Annotated in this window: 18 protein-coding genes; 8 read left to right on the forward strand and 10 right to left on the reverse strand. The window is 67.6% G+C overall.

Going from position 1 to position 18,200, the window contains the following annotated elements; all coding sequences use genetic code 11:
- Window positions 1–5: 5 nt before the first annotated feature.
- On the reverse strand, window positions 6–734 hold the full coding sequence (locus tag G6N32_RS27315; protein ID WP_115318066.1) for a DUF305 domain-containing protein: 729 nt from the start codon (window positions 732–734) through the stop codon (window positions 6–8).
- 166 nt (window positions 735–900) lie between these two features.
- Entirely contained in the window at window positions 901–1,536 is a 636-nt protein-coding gene (locus G6N32_RS27320) for a hypothetical protein (RefSeq protein WP_115318065.1), read from the reverse strand.
- Between the two features lie 221 nt (window positions 1,537–1,757).
- Between G6N32_RS27320 and G6N32_RS27325 the strand changes: the two genes are divergently transcribed.
- Complete coding sequence (locus tag G6N32_RS27325) at window positions 1,758–3,659, forward strand: ArnT family glycosyltransferase (RefSeq protein ID WP_232077382.1); 1,902 nt, start codon at window positions 1,758–1,760, stop codon at window positions 3,657–3,659.
- Here the strand turns inward: G6N32_RS27325 and G6N32_RS27330 are convergent, their stop codons facing one another.
- Window positions 3,660–4,757: a fatty acid desaturase family protein gene (locus G6N32_RS27330; protein ID WP_115318064.1), complete on the reverse strand. Its 1,098-nt coding sequence runs from the start codon at window positions 4,755–4,757 to the stop codon at window positions 3,660–3,662.
- 17 nt (window positions 4,758–4,774) lie between these two features.
- Window positions 4,775–5,821, reverse strand: a complete 1,047-nt coding sequence (locus G6N32_RS27335; RefSeq protein ID WP_115318063.1) for a ferredoxin reductase — start codon at window positions 5,819–5,821, stop codon at window positions 4,775–4,777.
- A 70-nt stretch (window positions 5,822–5,891) separates the two neighbouring features.
- Here G6N32_RS27335 and G6N32_RS27340 point away from each other — a divergent pair, with 70 nt between their 5' ends.
- The 5 genes from G6N32_RS27340 to glgX all read left to right on the forward strand — a co-directional run bounded on the left by G6N32_RS27340 (window position 5,892) and on the right by glgX (window position 10,754).
- Window positions 5,892–6,617 carry a TetR family transcriptional regulator gene (locus tag G6N32_RS27340; protein ID WP_115318966.1) on the forward strand — a complete coding sequence of 242 codons (726 nt, stop codon included), beginning with the start codon at window positions 5,892–5,894 and terminating at the stop codon, window positions 6,615–6,617.
- 32 nt (window positions 6,618–6,649) lie between these two features.
- Window positions 6,650–7,315 carry an HAD family hydrolase gene (locus G6N32_RS27345; protein WP_115318062.1) on the forward strand — a complete coding sequence of 222 codons (666 nt, stop codon included), beginning with the start codon at window positions 6,650–6,652 and terminating at the stop codon, window positions 7,313–7,315.
- Between the two features lie 40 nt (window positions 7,316–7,355).
- Entirely contained in the window at window positions 7,356–8,099 is a 744-nt protein-coding gene (locus tag G6N32_RS27350) for a pyrimidine reductase family protein (protein WP_115318061.1), read from the forward strand.
- Window positions 8,096–8,521, forward strand: coding sequence for a hypothetical protein (locus tag G6N32_RS27355; protein WP_115318060.1), 426 nt, complete (start codon window positions 8,096–8,098; stop codon window positions 8,519–8,521). The genes G6N32_RS27350 and G6N32_RS27355 overlap by 4 nt, the downstream gene beginning before the upstream one ends.
- A gap of 103 nt (window positions 8,522–8,624) precedes the next feature.
- On the forward strand, window positions 8,625–10,754 hold the full coding sequence (glgX, locus tag G6N32_RS27360) for a glycogen debranching protein GlgX (protein ID WP_115318059.1): 2,130 nt from the start codon (window positions 8,625–8,627) through the stop codon (window positions 10,752–10,754).
- Between the two features lie 222 nt (window positions 10,755–10,976).
- On the opposite strand, the gene G6N32_RS27365 is transcribed toward glgX, so the two are convergent.
- The 6 genes from G6N32_RS27365 to G6N32_RS27390 form a co-directional block, all read right to left on the reverse strand.
- Window positions 10,977–11,300: a hypothetical protein gene (locus G6N32_RS27365; RefSeq protein WP_115318058.1), complete on the reverse strand. Its 324-nt coding sequence runs from the start codon at window positions 11,298–11,300 to the stop codon at window positions 10,977–10,979.
- 46 nt (window positions 11,301–11,346) lie between these two features.
- A complete protein-coding gene (locus G6N32_RS27370; RefSeq protein WP_172507226.1) occupies window positions 11,347–11,952 on the reverse strand; it encodes a GNAT family N-acetyltransferase in 606 nt (201 codons plus the stop codon).
- 9 nt (window positions 11,953–11,961) lie between these two features.
- Window positions 11,962–12,846, reverse strand: a complete 885-nt coding sequence (locus tag G6N32_RS27375; RefSeq protein ID WP_115318056.1) for an SDR family NAD(P)-dependent oxidoreductase — start codon at window positions 12,844–12,846, stop codon at window positions 11,962–11,964.
- Window positions 12,843–13,646, reverse strand: coding sequence for an enoyl-CoA hydratase-related protein (locus tag G6N32_RS27380; protein WP_115318055.1), 804 nt, complete (start codon window positions 13,644–13,646; stop codon window positions 12,843–12,845). Before G6N32_RS27380 ends, G6N32_RS27375 begins: the two co-directional genes overlap by 4 nt.
- A 386-nt stretch (window positions 13,647–14,032) precedes the next feature.
- Window positions 14,033–15,271, reverse strand: a complete 1,239-nt coding sequence (locus tag G6N32_RS27385) for an NRAMP family divalent metal transporter (RefSeq protein WP_115318054.1) — start codon at window positions 15,269–15,271, stop codon at window positions 14,033–14,035.
- Window positions 15,268–16,092, reverse strand: a complete 825-nt coding sequence (locus G6N32_RS27390; protein WP_115318053.1) for a magnesium transporter — start codon at window positions 16,090–16,092, stop codon at window positions 15,268–15,270. Before G6N32_RS27390 ends, G6N32_RS27385 begins: the two co-directional genes overlap by 4 nt.
- A gap of 110 nt (window positions 16,093–16,202) precedes the next feature.
- Here G6N32_RS27390 and G6N32_RS27395 point away from each other — a divergent pair, with 110 nt between their 5' ends.
- Window positions 16,203–17,498, forward strand: coding sequence for an acyl-CoA dehydrogenase family protein (locus G6N32_RS27395; protein ID WP_115318052.1), 1,296 nt, complete (start codon window positions 16,203–16,205; stop codon window positions 17,496–17,498).
- 11 nt (window positions 17,499–17,509) lie between these two features.
- Window positions 17,510–18,160, forward strand: a complete 651-nt coding sequence (locus tag G6N32_RS27400) for a TetR/AcrR family transcriptional regulator (RefSeq protein ID WP_115318051.1) — start codon at window positions 17,510–17,512, stop codon at window positions 18,158–18,160.
- The last annotated feature ends 40 nt before the right edge of the window (window positions 18,161–18,200 follow it).

Consider the following 18,200-nt stretch of genomic DNA (forward strand, 5'->3'; position numbering starts at 1 on the left):
TCCGACTACAGGGAGCTCAGAATCTGGTTCATGGTGTCGATCTCCTTTTGCTGGCTGGTGGCGATCGACGTGGCGAGGGCGATGGCGTCGGCGGACTGCCCGTCCTTGATCTCGTTCTGCGCCATGGTGATTGCACCCTGGTGATGCTTGATCATCTGGGTCAGGTACAGCTTGCTGGCCTCGACGCCCTGGGCGTTCTGCAGTGCCTGCATATCGGCCGGTGACATCATCCCGTCCATACCCGGCATGTCACCCATTGCGGGCATCCCGGGCATCGGCATAGTGGTCGGTGACGCGGTGGCGGTATCCGACCCGTGCATGCCGCCGTGATCGGAGGGCGCACTGCTGCTCGTGCCGTTCATCCCCGGCATGTTGTCCATCCCCGGCATGCCGGGCATTCCCCACTGGTTCAGCCAGCCTTGCATGGTGTCGATCTCCGGGCCCTGCGCCGCCTTGATCTGCTTGGCCAGGTCCACCACCCGCGGGTCAATGCCCTGCTTGGCCAGGATCATGTCGCTCATCTCGATCGCCTGCCGATGATGCGGAATCATCATGCGGGCGAACATCATGTCGGCCTGATTGTGCGCGGCTGCCGGTGCCGCGGTCGAACTCTGGACGGTGGACGGCGCCGACGACGCCGCCGCATCCTTGGTGCCCGAGTTGCTACACGCGCCGATGGCGGCAACCGCAACCACAGCGGCCACCCCGGTCACCACAGTCCTCGCTTTGTTCACAACACATCCCTTTCGTCGCATCGAATCCGTCGATTCCCGCCCAGCTTCGCCAGACTCCGACAGGTGTGGCGTAGTGGTTCTGTGAAGATTCGATAAAGAACCCCGTTGGCGTGGACCCCGAACCGTCGCCGACGAGGGGTCTGCTTCGGGTGCGTTGAGGGTGCGGTCAGTCGTGGTGATCGTGCTGGTGCCCGTCAGTGCTCGACGGGTGGGGATCGCCTCCGGTGCTCAGCCTCATGTCCGTGACCGGTCGGCCCGGCTCGGTGACCGCTGGCGTGGAGCCGTGATCGGTGACCGCATGTGCCTCGTGCGCGGGGTCTCGTCCCGCCTCGGCGTCGACGGGCGCGCCATGGTGATGCTGGTGGCCCTGGAGGCCGGAAGCCAGGCCTGCGGTCACAGCGAGCGCCATCACGGTGTTGGCGCCGACAAGAACCAGCGTCCGCCCGACACCGGACAAGGCGGGCGCCCGATAGCGCCGAAGCAACACCCACCCGGCACCCATGACCACGTAGCACTGCAGGAGAAGAACACAGATGCCTGCTGCTTCCACGGCCTCCGCCGCACCTGCGTTGGGACCGAACGGCGCACCCGCGGTTCTGGATACCACCCACAGCGCAGCGGAGCCCACGTTGGCGGCGATTCCGGCCGCCAGCAGCAGCCGCGTCGGCCGTGACCAGGCGAGAAAGCCCCACGCGAGCTGAAACACCGCGATCGACGCGAAGAACACCCCGGAGGGCACCCAGTCTTTCCAGTGCATCGGCGCGACGGCGAAATGGATGACCGCCGCACCGATCGACGCCACCGCCGCACATCGGGCGGCTAGTCTGTTATCGGTCTTTCTCGCGTCGTTCGCGGTCACAGCGTCGACGCTGACACAGCAGGTGAGCGCGGGCGAGCAGCGAGTCGTAACGGTCGAGTCCCAAATCCGCAACGCACGCCGCACCGCTCCTACCGCGCCGAAGGGCCAAGGGCTCCCAGCCCCTTGTCAGCCAACGGTCAGCCGAGAATGGGTCAATAGTCCATGTGACGACGACGTTTCCGGCCACGGCTCCAGAGGAACCCGCACAGCGTTCCCCGGCACCGGCCCGACCGTCGCGATCGGACCGCATCGCACTGGCGGTGCTGCTCGTCGCGACCACGGTCATGTATCTGTGGAACATCACCGTCAACGGGATGGGCAATCAGTTCTACGCCGGCGCCGCTCAAGCCGGCTCCAAGAACTGGGAGGCGCTGCTGTTCGGGTCGCTCGACTCGGCGAATTTCATCACCGTCGACAAACCCCCGGTGTCGCAGTGGGTGATGGGGCTGTCCGGTCAGCTGTTCGGCTTCAGCAGTGCCAGCATGCTGGTGCCCGAGGCGTTGATGGCCGTGGCGACGGTGTGGCTGCTCTACTCCGCGATCGCGCGCATCTGCGGCCCGAAAGCCGGGCTGCTGGCCGGCGCTGCGCTGGCGCTCACCCCGGTCGCCGCGCTGATGTTCCGGTTCAACAACCCCGACGCCGCGATGGTACTGCTGATGACGGCCTCGGCGTACTGCACCGTGCGCGCGCTCGAGCGGGCAGGAGGTAAGTGGCTGGCGTGGGCGGGGGTGGCGCTCGGGTTCGCGTTCCTGGCCAAGATGCTCGAAGGCCTGATGATCGCGCCGGCGGTGGGCCTGGTCTATCTGATCGCGGCACCGACACCGCTGCGCCGCAGACTCCTGCACGTGCTGGGCGCCGCGGCCGCCTTCGTGGTGTCGGCCGGCTGGTTCGTGCTCCTGACCCTGGCGTGGCCGTCGGCGTCCCGGCCCTATATCGCCGGGTCGACCGATGACAATTTCATGAACCTGGTGTTGGGCTACAACGGCTTTGCGCGGGTGCTCGGCCACAATCACATGAATTTCGGGCCCGGCGATCCCCTCGGTAACTCGGCGGGCGACGGGCTCCGCCACCTCGGTGGGTTCGGCGGCATGGGCAATCAGAAGGAGGGGCTTGGCCGGCTGTTCGCGGGTGAGTTCGGTTTCGAGATCGGCTGGTTGATCCCGGCAGCGCTGCTCAGTCTGGTTCTGGTGCTGATCGCCCGCGGTCGCGCACCGCGCACCGACCCGGTGCGGGCCGGCGTCCTTCTGTTCGGCGGCTGGCTGGTGATCGACGGTGTGGTGCTCAGCTATATGAAAGGCATGGTGCACCCGTACTACTGCCTGTCGCTGGCGCCGGCAGTGGCAGGCACCGTTGCCATTGGCGCACAGCAGATGTGGATCCGCAGACAGTCCCGGTTCGGCCGAGTCGGGCTGATGGGGCTGATCGCGGTGACCGGCGTTTGGAGTTGGTGGGTGCTCGGCCGCAACGGGGATTGGTTGCCCGCCCTGCGGTGGACGGTCCTGGTGGTCACCGTGCTGGCCGCCGTCGCGCTGGCCTTGTCGGCGGCGCGGCGCCGCAGAGTCGCGGTGGCCGCGGCGGCAATGGGTGTGGTGGCGGTCCTGGCCGGTCCGACCGCCTACGCCGTCGCCACGCTCGGCGTACCGCATCACGGTGGCGGGCCGACCGTCGGTCCGGCTCGAGCGGCGACGGGCTTCGGGGCCGGCTTCGTTGAGTCGAAGGACAATTCGAAGCTGGACACGCTGCTTCGCGCGACCAGCACACGGTGGTCGGCCGCGATCTCCGGCTCGTCCGCCGCCGCCGCTCTCGAATTGTCCACGGGCACAGCCGTGATGGCCATCGGCGGCTTCACCGGCACCGACCCGGCCCCGACCCTGGGGCAGTTCAAGGCGGATGTTGCGGCCGGCCAGGTGGCGTACTACATCGTCGAGCGGGACTGGCGGGGCCGGGCGGGCGGGTGGCCGGGGATCAACCGCAACCACACCGGTATCACCGACTGGGTGAGCGCGACGTTCCCGCTCACCCAGGTCGGCGACGACGACGTCTACGACCTGTCCCGGGCCAAGTGATCAGGCCGCCTCGACCAGGGCGGCGTCCTCACGGCGCTGGCGGGTGGGCAGGGCCAGCTTGACGATCTTGCGCACCACGGTGGCGAACTGCTTGGGCAGCGGTCCGGCGTTGTAGGGGATGCCGTAGCGCTCGCACACCTCACGCACATGCGGCGCCATCTCGGCGTACCGGCGCGCAGGCACATCAGGGAACAGATGGTGCTCGATCTGGTGGGACAGGTTGCCCGACAACAGGTGGAACAGCTTGCCGCCGGTCAGGTTGGCCGAGCCGAGGACCTGCCGGAAGTACCACTGTCCGCGCGACTCGTTTCGGGTCTCTTCGACCGTGAATTCCTGTGTGCCGTCTGGGAAGTGGCCGCAGAAAATGATCATGTACGACCAGACGTTGCGCATCAGGTTGGCAGTCATGTTGCCGGTGAACACGAACGGTGCCATCGGCCCGGCGAGCAACGGGAAGGCGACGTAGTCCTTGAGCAACTGGCGGCGGGTCTTGCGCCAGATCTCGCGGAGAATGTCGCGCTTGTCGTCCAGAGAGATCTCACCGGCGCGAATGCGATCGGCTTCCAGTTCGTGCAGCGCAACCCCGTACTGGAACAACACCATCAGCAGGAAGGCGTAGACCGGGTTGCCGAGAAAGTAGGGCCGCCACGGCTGGTCCGGGCTCATCCGCAGGATGCCGTAGCCGATGTCGCGGTCCATCCCGACGATGTTGGTGAAGGTGTGGTGCGAGTAGTTGTGCGAGTGCCGCCACTGGTCAGCGGGGCACGCCGTGTCCCACTCGAAGGTGCGGCCACGCAGGGCCGGGTCACCGGTCCACTCGTACTGCCCGTGCATGACGTTGTGGCCGATCTCCATGTTGTCCAGGATCTTCGAGATCCCCAGCAGCGCGGTGCCGGCCAGCCAGGCCGGCGGGAAGATGCCGGCCATCAGCAGTGCGCGGCCACCGATCTCCATGGCGCGCTGGGCCTTGATGACCCGGCGGATGTAGTCGACGTCGGTCTGGCCGAGGTCGGCGATCACCCGTTCTTTGATCGCGTCGAGTTCACGGCCGAACTCGTCGGCCTGCTCGCGGGTCAGTGTGACGTGTTGGGTGTTCATGGTTCGTCCCTTTCTGCTCAGAGCGCGATCTCGACGTCACCGACAGGCACGGACACGCAGATCTGCACGTCCTCCTCGTCGGCGGTGGAGATCGTTCCGGTGGTCAGGTTGCGCACGGCGCCGCGATGCTTACGGCGGGTGCAGGTGTGGCAGATGCCCATTCGGCATCCGCTGGTCGGGGTGAGTCCGGCGTCCTCGGCCTGGTCCAGGAGGGGACGTCCGTCATCTTGCGCGTCGATGCCGCTGTCCCGGAAGCTGATTCGGCCACCCGACGGGGCATCGGGCACCACGAAGGGCACCGGGACGAAGCTCTCCGAGAAGGCGTTCGGGCAGTGTTCGCGCACGGCCTCGACCAGTGCGGGCGGCCCGCACACGTAGACGGCGTCGGCATCGGGCATCGCGACGGCGAGGTGCTCGGGCCCGAAGCGGCCGTCGAGCTCGCCGCCCGGTGCGCGGGTGTAGCCGTGCAACACCCGGACACCGGTGGCGGCCAGTTCGGCTCGGTAGCAGGCTTCGGCCGGAGTGCGGGCGTAGTGGACGAAAGCGATCTCGCCGTCGAAGCCTTCGGCCTGCAAGGTGCGCAGCATCGACATCACCGGGGTGATGCCGCTGCCGCCGGAGACGAACAGGATGCGCCGTGGCCTGGCCTCGGGGAGCACGAAGTCGCCGGCCGGGTCGGACAGATCGACGACCATGCCGGGGCGGGCGTGGCGGTAGAGGTGGCCCGACACCAGGCCGCCGTCGTGGGATCCGATCGTCAATTCGATCAGCGGGGACCCCTCGGCGCTGGCCGGTGAGTAGCAGCGGGTGTGGCGGCGGCCGTCGATCTCCACCGTCAGGTTCAGGTGCTGGCCGGCGCGGTAGCCGGTGACAGCGGCATTGGGGTCGAGGAGCAGGGTGACGCTGCGCGGGGTGGAGCGTCGTACGTCGACCACCCTGGCGCGGGCGTCGGTGGTCCAAGTCGCGTCCACCAGCTCGGTGTAGCGGTCCACGCCATGCGGACCGGTGAGCAGATCGACCAGCGGCGAGCGGAGCACCTTCTCGGTCAAGATTTGAGTGAACATGTGTACACTCTGTGTCGTGAAAGTGCACGTCGTCAAGGAATCCGACCAGTCTGTGGTAGGGTTCACACCAGTGAACAGTCGTACGCCCAGCTCACGTCGCGAGCGTTCAGGGAAGTCACGCTCTCGCGAAACACCATCGCGGGAAGAGCGCAAAGAGGCCACCCGCCGGGCCATCATCGCGGCCGCACTCAAGCTCCTCGACGAGCGCAGCTTCAGTGGCCTGAGCCTGCGTGAAGTCACCCGCGAGGCCGGGATCGTGCCTGCCGCGTTCTACCGCCATTTCGAGTCGATGGACGCCCTCGGCCTGGTTCTGATCGACGAGTCGTTCCGCACCCTGCGCGAGATGCTGCGCAGCGCCCGCGCGGGCAAGCTCGACCCGAACCGCGTCATCGAGTCGACGGTGGACATCCTGGTCGCCGGGGTGGCCGAGCAGCGTGAGCACTGGCGGTTCATCGGGCGCGAGCGCTCCAGCGGTGTGACGGTGCTGCGCTATGCGATCCGCACCGAGATCCGGCTGATCACCTCCGAGCTCGCCACCGACCTCGCGCGGTTCCCCGGGCTCAACGAGTGGAGCACCGAGGACCTCAACATCCTGGCCAGTCTGTTCGTGAACTCGATGATCATCATCGCCGAGGCCATCGAGGACGCCCACGACGCGGCCGCGCTCGACGAGATCAAGCGCACCGCGGTCAAGCAGCTGCGGATGATCACGGTCGGTGTCAACGCCTGGGAGCCGGCGCCGGTGGTCGACGAGGATGACGAAGACCCGCATGCCGACGATGTACCCGAGGCCTGAGCACCAGCTTTGAAACCGGGTACACCACCCCCATGGTCAAGCCCGCAGTGCTCTTCGACATCGACGGCACCCTTGTCGACTCGAACTACCTTCACGTCCACGCTTGGCAGCAGGCCTTCCATGAGGTCGGCTTACCGGTGCAGGCCTGGCATGTCCACCGCTCGATCGGCATGGACGGGTCCACCTTGGTCGATCAGTTGTCCGACGGCGCCGACGACGATACGCAGAAGCGGCTCAAGGACTTCCACACCCGCCACTACGAGGCCGGCGCCGATCTGCTGACCGCGCTGCCCGGGGCGCGCGAACTGCTGCAGCGGGTTGCCGACCTGGGCCTGCAGGTGGTGCTGGCAACCTCCGCGCCGGAGAACGAGCTGGCCATGTTGCGAAAAACGCTGGGGTGCGACGACCTCGTGTCGGCCATCACCTCGTCCGAGGACGTCGAGCAGGCCAAGCCCCGCCCGGACATCGTCAACGTCGCACTGGAGAAGGCCGGGGTGCCGGCGCAGCACGCGGTGTTCGTCGGGGACACCGTCTGGGACGTCGAAGCCAGTTCCCGCGCCGGGGTGCCGTGCATCGCGGTGCTGTCCGGTGGCGTGGGCCGAGGCGAGCTCGAAAGGGCCGGTGCCGCAGCCATATTCGACGATGCGCAGGAGCTTCTGGACAACCTCGACGGTTCACCCGTCGCCGCGCTGCTCTGAGATGGGTTTTGCGCTATCCACGGCCGGGTAGAGACTGCCCATGACTCAGGCGGTGCAACAGCCGAGACGGGCCACCGCACCGGACGAACTGGTAGCGCTCTACCGCGACCCGCCCGACGGGCTGCGCGCGAACATGATCATGTCGCTCGACGGCTCCGCGGCGTTCGGCGGTGTGGCCGGTCCGCTCTCGGACGCCAACGACCAGAGCTTGTTGCTCACGCTGCGCGCGTTCGCCGATGTCGTTCTGGTCGGCGCGGGCACCGTGCGCGCCGAAGGCTATGGCCCGGTGCGATTGACCGCCGCTCAGGTCGCCGAACGCCGGGAGCGCTGGGGTACCGACGCCATCCCGCCGATCGCGGTGGTCACCCACACCGGCCGCGTCCCGGCCTCACTGTTCGCCGAGCCCTCCCAGCAGCCCATCCTGATCACCACGGCGCTGGCCGCCCGCGAGCGCCCGCAGCTGGCCGAGCATGCCGACCTGCTGATCGCCGGCGACAGCGCGGTCAACCTGGAGGCCGCGCTGCGCACACTGCAGGCCCGGGGCATGCGCCGAATTCTGTGCGAGGGCGGCCCCACCCTGCTCGACGAGCTGGTTGCGGGCGACCTCGTCGACGAGATGTGCCTGACGATCTCGCCCACGCTGGTCGCGAGCGCCACCACCGCCCGGCCCGGCGCCCCGGCACTCCCGGTGCCGGCCCGCCTCACGCTGGGCCACGCGGTGACCCTCGAGAACTACGTCTATCTGCGCTATGTCCGGGACCACGAAAGGCAGGCCAGCACATGAGCGGTAACGAATTGCTGGGCCGCCGGCCCGAGGGCGTCGACGACGACACCGTCGAAGCGGTCGGCTCGCTGTCCGAGGCGCTGGAGTACGTGGAGCGGGCCCGCGGCCACCTGTACTCCTTCCACCAGCTGATGGGCCACGCGGACCTGCTGCTCGGCGAAGCCTGCGACAAGCTGCGCGATGCCGGGCACGCCGACATCGCCGACCGCCTGACCGAGGAGATGGTCGGCCGTAACGTGCTGCACGGCCGCTGGACCTTCCAGATCGTCGAGGAGTTCGACGACGACTACTGGTCGGTGCTGCGCGAACGTGAGCGCGGCGTGCGTGATCAGCTGATGGGCGGGAACCGCCATGTATTCGAAGCCGAGATGAAAGAGCGACGACGGACCAGCGGTCGGCCCGGTCACGAAGCAGTTCCGTGACGTCAATTGTCACCCCAGTCACAAACCTGTACTGACTGATTTGGCGCGGCCCGTTCCGGGGTACACCCCACAGTCCACCCCGCCTATCTAGGGAGTCCCACACGTGACCAACGCTGCTACTGAGGTATGGCCCGGGAAGGCCTACCCGCTGGGCGCCTCCTACGACGGCTACGGCACCAACTTCGCGCTGTTCTCCGAAGTGGCCGAGCGGGTGGAGCTGTGCCTGTTTGACGAGGACGGTGCGGAGACCCGTATCGCCCTGCCCGAAGTGGACGGATTCGTCTGGCACGGCTATCTGCCCGCCATCGAACCCGGCCAGCGTTACGGCTACCGGGTGCACGGCCCGCACGACCCCGCCGAGGGGCACCGCTGCAACCCCAACAAGCTGCTGCTGGACCCGTACGCCAAGGCCATCGACGGCCATTTCGACTGGAATCAGTCGCTGTTCGGGTACAACTTCGGTGAACCCGAGAGCCGCAATGACGACGACTCGGCGGCGAGCATGCCCAAGTCGGTCGTCATCAACCCGTACTTCGACTGGGGCGTCGACCGGCCCCCGCAGCGCGAATACGCCGACAGTGTCATCTACGAGGCGCACGTCAAAGGGCTGACGCAGACGCATCCCGCCATTCCCGACGCCATCCGCGGTACGTACTCGGCGATCTCACATCCGGCGATCATCGACCACCTGAAGGCGATCGGCGCCACGGCCATCGAGTTGATGCCGGTGCACCACTTCGCCAACGACTCCACCCTGATCGACAAAGGCCTGTCGAATTACTGGGGCTACAACACAATTGGGTTCTTCGCCCCGGACAGCAAGTACTCGGCGAGTTCGACGCCGGGTGGTCAGGTGCAGGAGTTCAAGGCGATGGTCCGGGCGCTGCACGAAGCCGGCATCGAGGTAATCCTCGACGTGGTCTACAACCACACCGCCGAGGGCAACCACATGGGGCCGACACTGTCCTTCCGCGGCATCGACAACGCCGCCTACTACCGGCTCGTCGATGACGACAAGCAGTACTACATGGACTACACGGGCACCGGCAACAGCCTCAACGTCGGGCACCCGCACTCGCTGCAGCTGATCATGGACTCGCTGCGGTACTGGGTGACCGAGATGCACGTCGACGGCTTCCGTTTCGACCTGGCCTCGACACTGGCCCGGGAATTCTACGACGTCGATCGCCTGAGCGCGTTCTTCGAACTCGTGCAACAAGATCCGACCGTCAGCCAGGTCAAGCTGATCGCCGAGCCGTGGGACGTCGGCCCCGGCGGTTATCAGGTGGGCAACTTCCCGCCACAGTGGACGGAGTGGAACGGCAAATTCCGCGACACCGTCCGGGATTTCTGGCGCGGCGAGGATGCCAGCCTGGGTGAGTTCGCCTCGCGCCTGACCGGCTCGGCCGACCTCTACGAGCACACCGCGCGCCGCCCGGTCGCATCGATCAACTTCGTCACTGCCCACGACGGGTTCACGTTGCGAGACCTGGTGTCCTACAACGAGAAACACAACGAGGCCAACGGCGAGGACAACAACGACGGCGAGAGCAACAACAGTTCGTGGAATTGCGGCGTCGAGGGTCCGACCGACGATCCGGAGATCAACGATCTGCGGAATCGTCAGCAGCGCAACCTGATTGCCACGACCATCCTGTCCCAGGGCGTTCCGATGATCTGCCACGGCGACGAGCTCGGTCGCACCCAGGGCGGCAATAACAATGGCTACTGCCAGGACAATGAGATCACCTGGATCGACTGGGCTTCGGCCAACGACGAGCTGTGCGAGTTCGTGGCATCGGTGTCAGCGCTGCGGGCCGCCCATCCGGTGTTCCGGCGACGGCGGTTCTTCAACGGCCGACCGGTGCGGCGCCGCGGTAGCGAAGGCCTGCCGGACATCTCCTGGTTCCGTCCCGACGGCTCGGAGATGAACGACGAGGACTGGGACTCCGGTTTCGGCAAGTCGGTGGCCGTGTACCTCAACGGCCACGGCATCCCCGACCTGGATCCCCGCGGGCAGCGCGTCTCCGACGATTCGTTTGTGCTGTGCTTCAACGCCCACCACGAACCGATCGAATTCGTGTTGCCGCCGGCGGAGTTTGGTAAGGCTTGGCAACCCGTTGTCGACACGTCGGCGGGCGCCGGCGAGATCGACGAGGCGGCAGTGGTGAAGGCGTCCACACCGGTGCGCGTCGAATCCCGCTCGATGGTGGTGCTGCAGGCGGCAGAGTAGGAAAAGCCAACGGACCATGGCCGATCCCCTCCCCTCCGGGGGACCGCCATGGTCCGTGGTAGCGCTGGCCCGATTATCACAATGAGGAACCCGCGATACGCAGTTTTCACCAATTTGAATTCAAGATTTTCCGGGGCTCAGCAAACGGTCAGGCCGGATCGTCGGGGATGTCAATTCCGCTCGACGTGAAGCGGTTACGGCCTGCCGGCCGCCACGGTGCTGTCACTCCACCACGGGGTAGAGCGAGTCACCGTCCTCAGGCGTGCCACTGATCTGGCCGTGGTGCGCACGATCCAGGGCGGTGTCGTCGGATTCGATGTCGGCGATCACGTCGGGCTCTTCTTCGCTGAGCCGGGCGTCCAGCGACTCGCCCTCGCGTTCCTCCCGCGCCGTGATGCCGAATTTGGTTGCCCCGCTCCAGCCTTCAGGCGGGTCCACCACGTCGTCGCCATCGTTGTTGCGCACCTCGTCGGAGTCGAGCGACTCCGAGCCGCTCAGAGTGTCGCCGGGGCCGCCTTCGTCGGGAAAGTCCACTGGATCAGTCATGCCGACGGCGTGCCCTGCGGTCGGGGTGGCTAAACCGTCCGCACGGTCAACGCGGTGACCGCCACATCGGCCACAATGACGGGCCGCCCTCGGGCAGCGTGAGCTCGCCGGTCACCTCGAAGCCGAACCGCTGGTAGTACGGGATGTTGTCGGGGTTGCTGGACTCGAGGTACGCAGGCGCATATTCGGCGTCGCAGCGATCCAGCCGCGAGCACATGAGCGCATGACCGAAGCCACCGCCGCGCACGGTCGGGTCACTGCCGATGATGCCCAGATACCAGTGCGGCTCCTCCGGATGATGTTCCTTCATCAGGTCGGTGACTGCCCGCCCGGCGGCAAGCCGGCCCCGGAAGGCACGCAGGACGCCGGGCAGCATTGCCAGCTGCTCGCGTGGCGACTGCTGCCACCGGCCTGGTGGATCCCACAGCGCGGCCGCCGCGACGCCGTCGTCGGACACCGCCACCTCGGTGCCGCGGCCGGCCAGGAAGTGGTGGCGGGTCAGCGCGCTGAACATTCCGGGCAGTGCAGCCTTGCGCCGCTCGACGTCGGGTTGCACCCAGGCCATCACCGGGTCGTCGTGAAACGCCCGGCCCAGGACCCGCGCCAAAGCCGGGATGTCAGCCTTGCGGGCGGGACGGACGTCGATGGGCACCACTGCAGGCTAGTCACCCAAATTAAGCGTGGCCTGGCGCGCAGACCACTCCCACAATCGGGCGGCCTGCTCGGGGTCGACCGCCCAGGGGGCGTACCCGCCCTCGACACCGTCGACCATCGCGTCGGCGACGTGGCAGTCCTCGAGGTAGAGACCGCCCTGCCCGTCGAGTTCACCGCTGGTGGCCGCCCACACCGTGGTCGCCGCTCCGTGTTCGACGTCGGTCACTTCGAGGTTGGCCAGCGTGCCGCCCGCACTGAAATCGTCGCGGGTCATGTGCCGGGCCAGATCCGTGAACACCACCCCGGGGTGCACGGCGAACGAATGCACGCCCCGCGGTCCCCAGCGCCGTTCCGATTCGACGGTGAACAGCACATTGGCGGTCTTGCTCTGCCCATACGCCTGCCACTTGTCGTAGGCGCTCTCGTCGTCGTAGTTCGGGTTCTCCCAACGGATCCCGCCGAGCTGGTGTCCGCGGCTGCTGAGGTTGACGATGCGCGTGCCGTCCACGAAGCGGTCGGTCAGTCCGGTGGTGAAGACGAAGTGACCCAGATGGTTGGTGCCGAGCTGCATTTCGTAGCCCTGCACAGTGCGGGTCAGCGGCGGAGCCATCACCCCGGCGTTGTTGATAAGCACGTCGATGCGGTCGTGACGGGCCGCAATCTCCTCGGCCGCGGCGCGCGCCGAGCGCAGGTCGCCGAGTTCGAGGTGCACGGTTTCGCAATCGATCACCGAGCGGGTCTTGTCCAGATCGCGAACCGCCGCGACGATCTCGGCCCCGGCGGCCTGCATGGCGCGGGCGGTCTGCAACCCGAGCCCGGTAGAGGCCCCGGTGATGACGACGGTGCGGCCGGTCAGGTCGATACCGGAAAGAACCTCAGCCGTGGTGGTCATGCGGGGTCTCCCGTCTCGCCGGCCGTGGACCGCCACACCGGGGGCCGGTTCTCCCGCCAGGCGGCCGGGCCCTCGGCCGCGTCCGGGCCGCCCATCAATTTCAGGTGCACCGTAGTCTCCTCGTCGGCCACCGCGTCGATGTCGGTCTCGGTCCACAGCAGCCGCTTGCTGTATGCCACCGAGGCCGGGTTGGCGGCCAGTGCCACGTCGCGGGCCAGGTCCAGCGCGGCGGGCAGCACCTCGACCGCCGGCAGAGCGCGACTGGCGATCCCGAGGGTGGCGGCCTCCCGGCCGGTGAACGTGCGGCCGGTGAGTAGGATGTCGGCGGCCACGGCCAGGCCGACGGCGCGCTTGAGGGTGGCGTGCACCGCGCAGTCGCCGATCATGCCGCGGCGCACCTGCGGGATCGCGAGCTTAGCGTCCTCGGCGACCAGCCGGATGTCACACTGCAGCGCCAAGGTCAGGCCGATGCCGATCGCGGGACCGTTGATCGCGGCGATCACCAGCTTGCGCACCCGCCAGGCCGGCGGCTGGATGGGCGAAGCGCTGAAGCCCTCATCGGGGACGTCGAACGCCGCCGCGGCGGCTGTCATGTCGGCCCCGGCACAGAATGCCCGGCCGGCGCCGGTGACCACGACGACGCGGACGGCATCGTCGGCGTCGCACCGGCGATAGGCCTGGCCGAGTTGGCGGGCGGTGTCGGCGGAGAACGCGTTGAGCCGTTCCGGCCCGTCCAGCGTGATCAGGGCGACGCCGGAGTCGTCGACGTCGAGTGAGACTGTCGTGGCGTCGTTGCTCACGCGGCGATCCTGACATACCCGCGGGATAGGCCCACCAGGCGAGTCATTCGCCACCGCTGCTGGGGACGAATGTCCCTCCCTGCCGGTGACCGCGGACTGTGACCACAGCTGACATCACCGGCATACCGTCGATCATGTGGGATACCACATGGGGTATCCGGGGACCGGAGGGGCTCACTATGGCCAGGCACCGAAGCAGCGCCACTGCGCGGCGGGTGTGCCGGTACGTGAGCAGCGGCGGGGCGGCGACAGTCGCGGCGAAGGCGGCACGGGCGGCGACGGTGCGAGGGGTGCCGACCGCGACACCGGCAACGGTGGCTCAGGGGGCCTGCCGCCTCGACCGCGCACGCTGCCCCGTCGACTCCGGAAACGAGGCCCGACTGCTGTCAGCCGAAGACCGTGGTGATGCCGAGTGCCGCCACGCACACCACGACAACGACGGTGGTGACGCCGTAGACGATCGTGCCGGCTCGGCGCATCGCGAACCGGCCCATGAGTTCGCGATCTCGGCCTAGGCCGATCATCGCGATCATCAGCGGAATCAACAGCACCGCGTTGAGCACCTGGGTGCCGACCAGGATCGGCACCAGCGGCGCATTGGGGGCCAAGACGATGACGGCGCCGACCACGGTGACGATCCCGTACGTCAGATAGAACGTGCGAGCGTCGCGGTACGGATCGTCGATCGCGGCCTCCACACCGGCGTATTCACAGACGGCGTAGGCCGTCGACAGCGGCAGGATGGAGGCGGCCAGGAACGCCGCGCCGATCAGTCCGACGGCGAACAATGTGCCCGCCGCCTTGCCGGCCAGTGGTTGAAGGGCGACCGCTGCGTCGGCGGCGTCGGTGATGCCCCGCCCGTCGCGGTGCAGGGTTGCCGCGCAGGCGACCACCACGAAGAACCCGATCACACCGGTCAGCACCGCCCCGGTGATCACGTCCACCCGTTCCAGCGGAAGGTCTTCGGTGCGAAGTTTCTTGTCGACGGCGTAGGACTGCATGAACGACAACCCCCACGGCGCCAACGTGGTGCCCAGCGTGGCCGTCACAATCGCGATCGCCGGCCCGGTCATCGGCATCGTCGGCACGAACGTTCCGTGCAGCGCGGCCCCCCAGTCGGGTTTGGCCAGAAACCCGGAGGCCACGTAGGCCAGGAATACCGTGGACAGCACCAGCAGCAGCCGCTCGACGCGGTGGAAGCTGCCGCGCAGCACCAGCAGCGAGACCGCCACCGCCGCGGCGGGGACGCTGATGTATCGACTGATGCCGAAGAGCTCGAATCCGGCTGCAATACCGGCGAATTCGGCACAGGTGGTCCCGACGTTGGCGATCACCAGGGCGGCCAGGATGGCCGCGCCCACCCGGACGCCGTAGCGCTGCCGCACCAACCCGATCAACCCTTGGCCGGTGACCACCCCCATCTTGGCGGCCAGGCTGTGGAAGACGATCAGCGCGACGGTGGACAGCAGCAGCACCCACAGCAATTGGTAGCCGTGGTCGGCGCCGAGTACCGAATAGGTGGTGATACCCGCCGGATCGTCGTCGGACAGCCCGGCCAACAGTCCGGGTCCGAGGACGGCGAGCAGTGCGCCGACCCTGGTGGTGGTGCGGCCCGCCGCGGTCATGGCGTCACGTCGCGCACGTGCCGCCGCCGCGGCCAGACCCGCGAGCGCAGGAAGTGCCGGCCGGGGGCATGTCTGAGCCGCTCACGCCACCGCCCCGCGTGTTCCTCGGACATCGCCGCCACGATCTGGGCGGCGTGGGCGCCCGGCATCGCGCGCAGCACGCGTTCGGCGACGGACGGGTGCGCGGCGCGTACGACGTCGGCGGCCAGCTCGGCACCTTTGACCGCGAGTATCTCGGTCGCCGATTCGGTGTCCACCCGGCTGACCAGTGCGGCCAGGCCGCGAGCGTCGAGGTGGTGCACGGCCGAGCGTGGGCAGGCGAGCTGGGCCGCGTGGCCGCGTTCGGAGGTCAGGTGCAGATCAGCCCAGTCGACGACGTCGCGACCGACGCGCACGCCGAGCCGTTCCAACCGCAGGCGCCGCAGCACCGCGCCGAAACCGACCTCCACACCCACCAGTTCGAGGCGGTGGGCATCCGTTCGAGTCAGCACCACGTCGGCGACGCGGGCCAGCCGCTGGCCGACGACGTCGATGATCTGGGTGTCCAATACGTCTCGCACCAGCCGGATTTCATGCTCACGCAACTGACAGTCGGTGTACTGGTTGTCCTCGGTGATGGTGAGCTGGTCGCGCTCGAAGCTGATGACCTGATCCCACGGCACCAGCAGCGGGACGTCGTGGCGGCGGGTGATCAGTACCCGCTCGACGACATGACGCCCTGACGGCTGGCTGAGGATCACGGTCAGGTCGGCCAGTCGGCCGATGACCCGGTCACCGGCCGCCCGCACGTCCTGACCGGCGATCCGGCTGAGCAACAGCACGGTGGAAGCATGCCTGATCTGGTGGGCCCGTGGTCGCCGGTCGTTGATTAATACAGATGCATGAAGTTATGATCTCCGCGCCTTAACGCTGCCGATCTGAGGACCTCACCATGTGGGATTTCGAAACCGACCCCGAATACCAGAAGAAGCTCGACTGGGTCGAGGAGTTCATGCAAGACAAGCTCGAGCCGCTGGACTTCGCCCCGCTGGACCCCTACGAGAAGACCAATCCGCAGGTGCTGCGGGTGTTGCGTCCGCTGCAGCAGCAGGTGCGCGAGCAGGGACTGTGGGCGGCGCACCTGAGCCCGGAATTGGGCGGGCAGGGCTACGGGCAGGTCAAGCTGGCTCTGCTGAACGAGATCGTCGGCCGCTCCCGTTGGGCGCCTTCGGTTTTCGGTTCGCAGGCACCGGACTCCGGCAACGCCGAGATCCTCGCGATGTTCGGCACCGAGGAGCAGAAGAAGCGCTACCTGCAGCCGCTGCTCGACGGTGAGATCTCGTCGTGCTACTCGATGACCGAGCCGCACGGCGGTTCGGATCCCGGCCTGTTCACCACCCATGCCGAGCGCGACGGCGACGAGTGGGTCATCAACGGCGAGAAGTGGTTTTCCTCCAATGCCCGCAACGCCTCGTTCTTCATCGTCATGGTCGTGACGAACCCGGAAGCCCGTACCCACCAGAAGATGTCGTTGTTCATCGTGCCGGCCGAGACCCCGGGCATCGAGATCATCCGCAACGTCGGGGTCGGGGGCGAGTCCGACGACCGCGCCGGGCACGGCTATATCCGCTACAACGACGTCCGGGTTCCGGCCGATCACGTGCTCGGCGGCGAGGGGCAGGCGTTCGCGATCGCGCAGACCCGGCTCGGCGGCGGCCGCGTACACCACGCCATGCGGACGATCGCGTTGGCCCGCAAGGCATTCGACATGATGTGTGAACGGGCGGTGTCACGCAAGACCCGCAGCGGTCCCCTCGGCGACTATCAGATGACGCAGGAGAAGATCGCCGACAGCTGGATCCAGATCGAACAGTTCCGGCTGCTGGTGTTGCGCACCGCGTGGAAGATCGACAAGTACCACGACTACCAGAAGGTGCGTCGCGACATCGCCGCGGTGAAGGTCGCCATGCCGCAGGTCTTGCACGATGTGGTGCAGCGTGCCATGCATCTGCATGGGGCACTTGGGGTTTCCGACGAGATGCCGTTCGTGAAGATGTTGGTGGGCGCGGAGTCGCTGGCGATCGCCGACGGACCGACCGAGGTGCACAAGCTCACCGTCGCGCGCCGCACGCTCAAGGAGTACGAGCCCGTCGACACCCTGTTCCCGTCGCAGCACATCCCGACGAGACGCGCGGCGGCTCAGGCCAAGCTGGCCGAACTGCTCGAACACGAGGTCGCCCAGCTGTGACGGCCCGGTAGATGGCCGCCGACACGTCGGCCAATCTGGTCGCCACCGCCGAGCGGCTGTTCGCCGAGCGCGGAGTCGACGCGGTCAGCCTGCGAGAGATCGCCCGCGAGGCGGGAGCCCGCAATGTGATGGCGGTGCAGTACCACTTCACCGACCGGGCCGGGGTGCTGGCCGCAATCGCCGACAAACACCTCCCGGTCGTCGACGCACGCCGAGATGCGCTGTTGGACGGCATCGAGAGCGAGGCCCGGCCGTCGATGCGGGCGATGGCCTCGGCGCTGGTTCGCCCGTTGGCCGTCAAACTGGGCGACCCCGACGGCGGGTCGGCGTTCCTGCGCATCCACGCCGACCTGCTGAACCGGCCGGTGCCGTCGTTCGACCTGACCGGGCGGTCCGGCAGTCTGCAGCGCTGGCGCGCGTTGTTGGAGCCGATGCTTGATCCGGTGGCCGTCACCCTGCACCCGCGTTTCGGTGCGCTGGTCTACGCCGCGGTGGAGTTGGGGCGCCGCGCGGCCACCGCGCCGCACGCCGACGACCGGCTGTTCATCAGCCACCTCGTCGACACCGTCGCCGCGATGCTGGCAGCGCCGCTGTCCGACGAGAGCCGCTCACTGGCGAAGGAACGGCAGGCTCGCCGTCACGTCCATCTACCCGTTCGGTAGGTCAAGTCGTCCACCGTACGACCTACATTCGCAACTTCTA

It is taken from the genome of Mycolicibacterium aichiense, from assembly GCF_010726245.1.
GTDB classification, from domain to species: Bacteria; Actinomycetota; Actinomycetes; order Mycobacteriales; family Mycobacteriaceae; genus Mycobacterium; species Mycobacterium aichiense.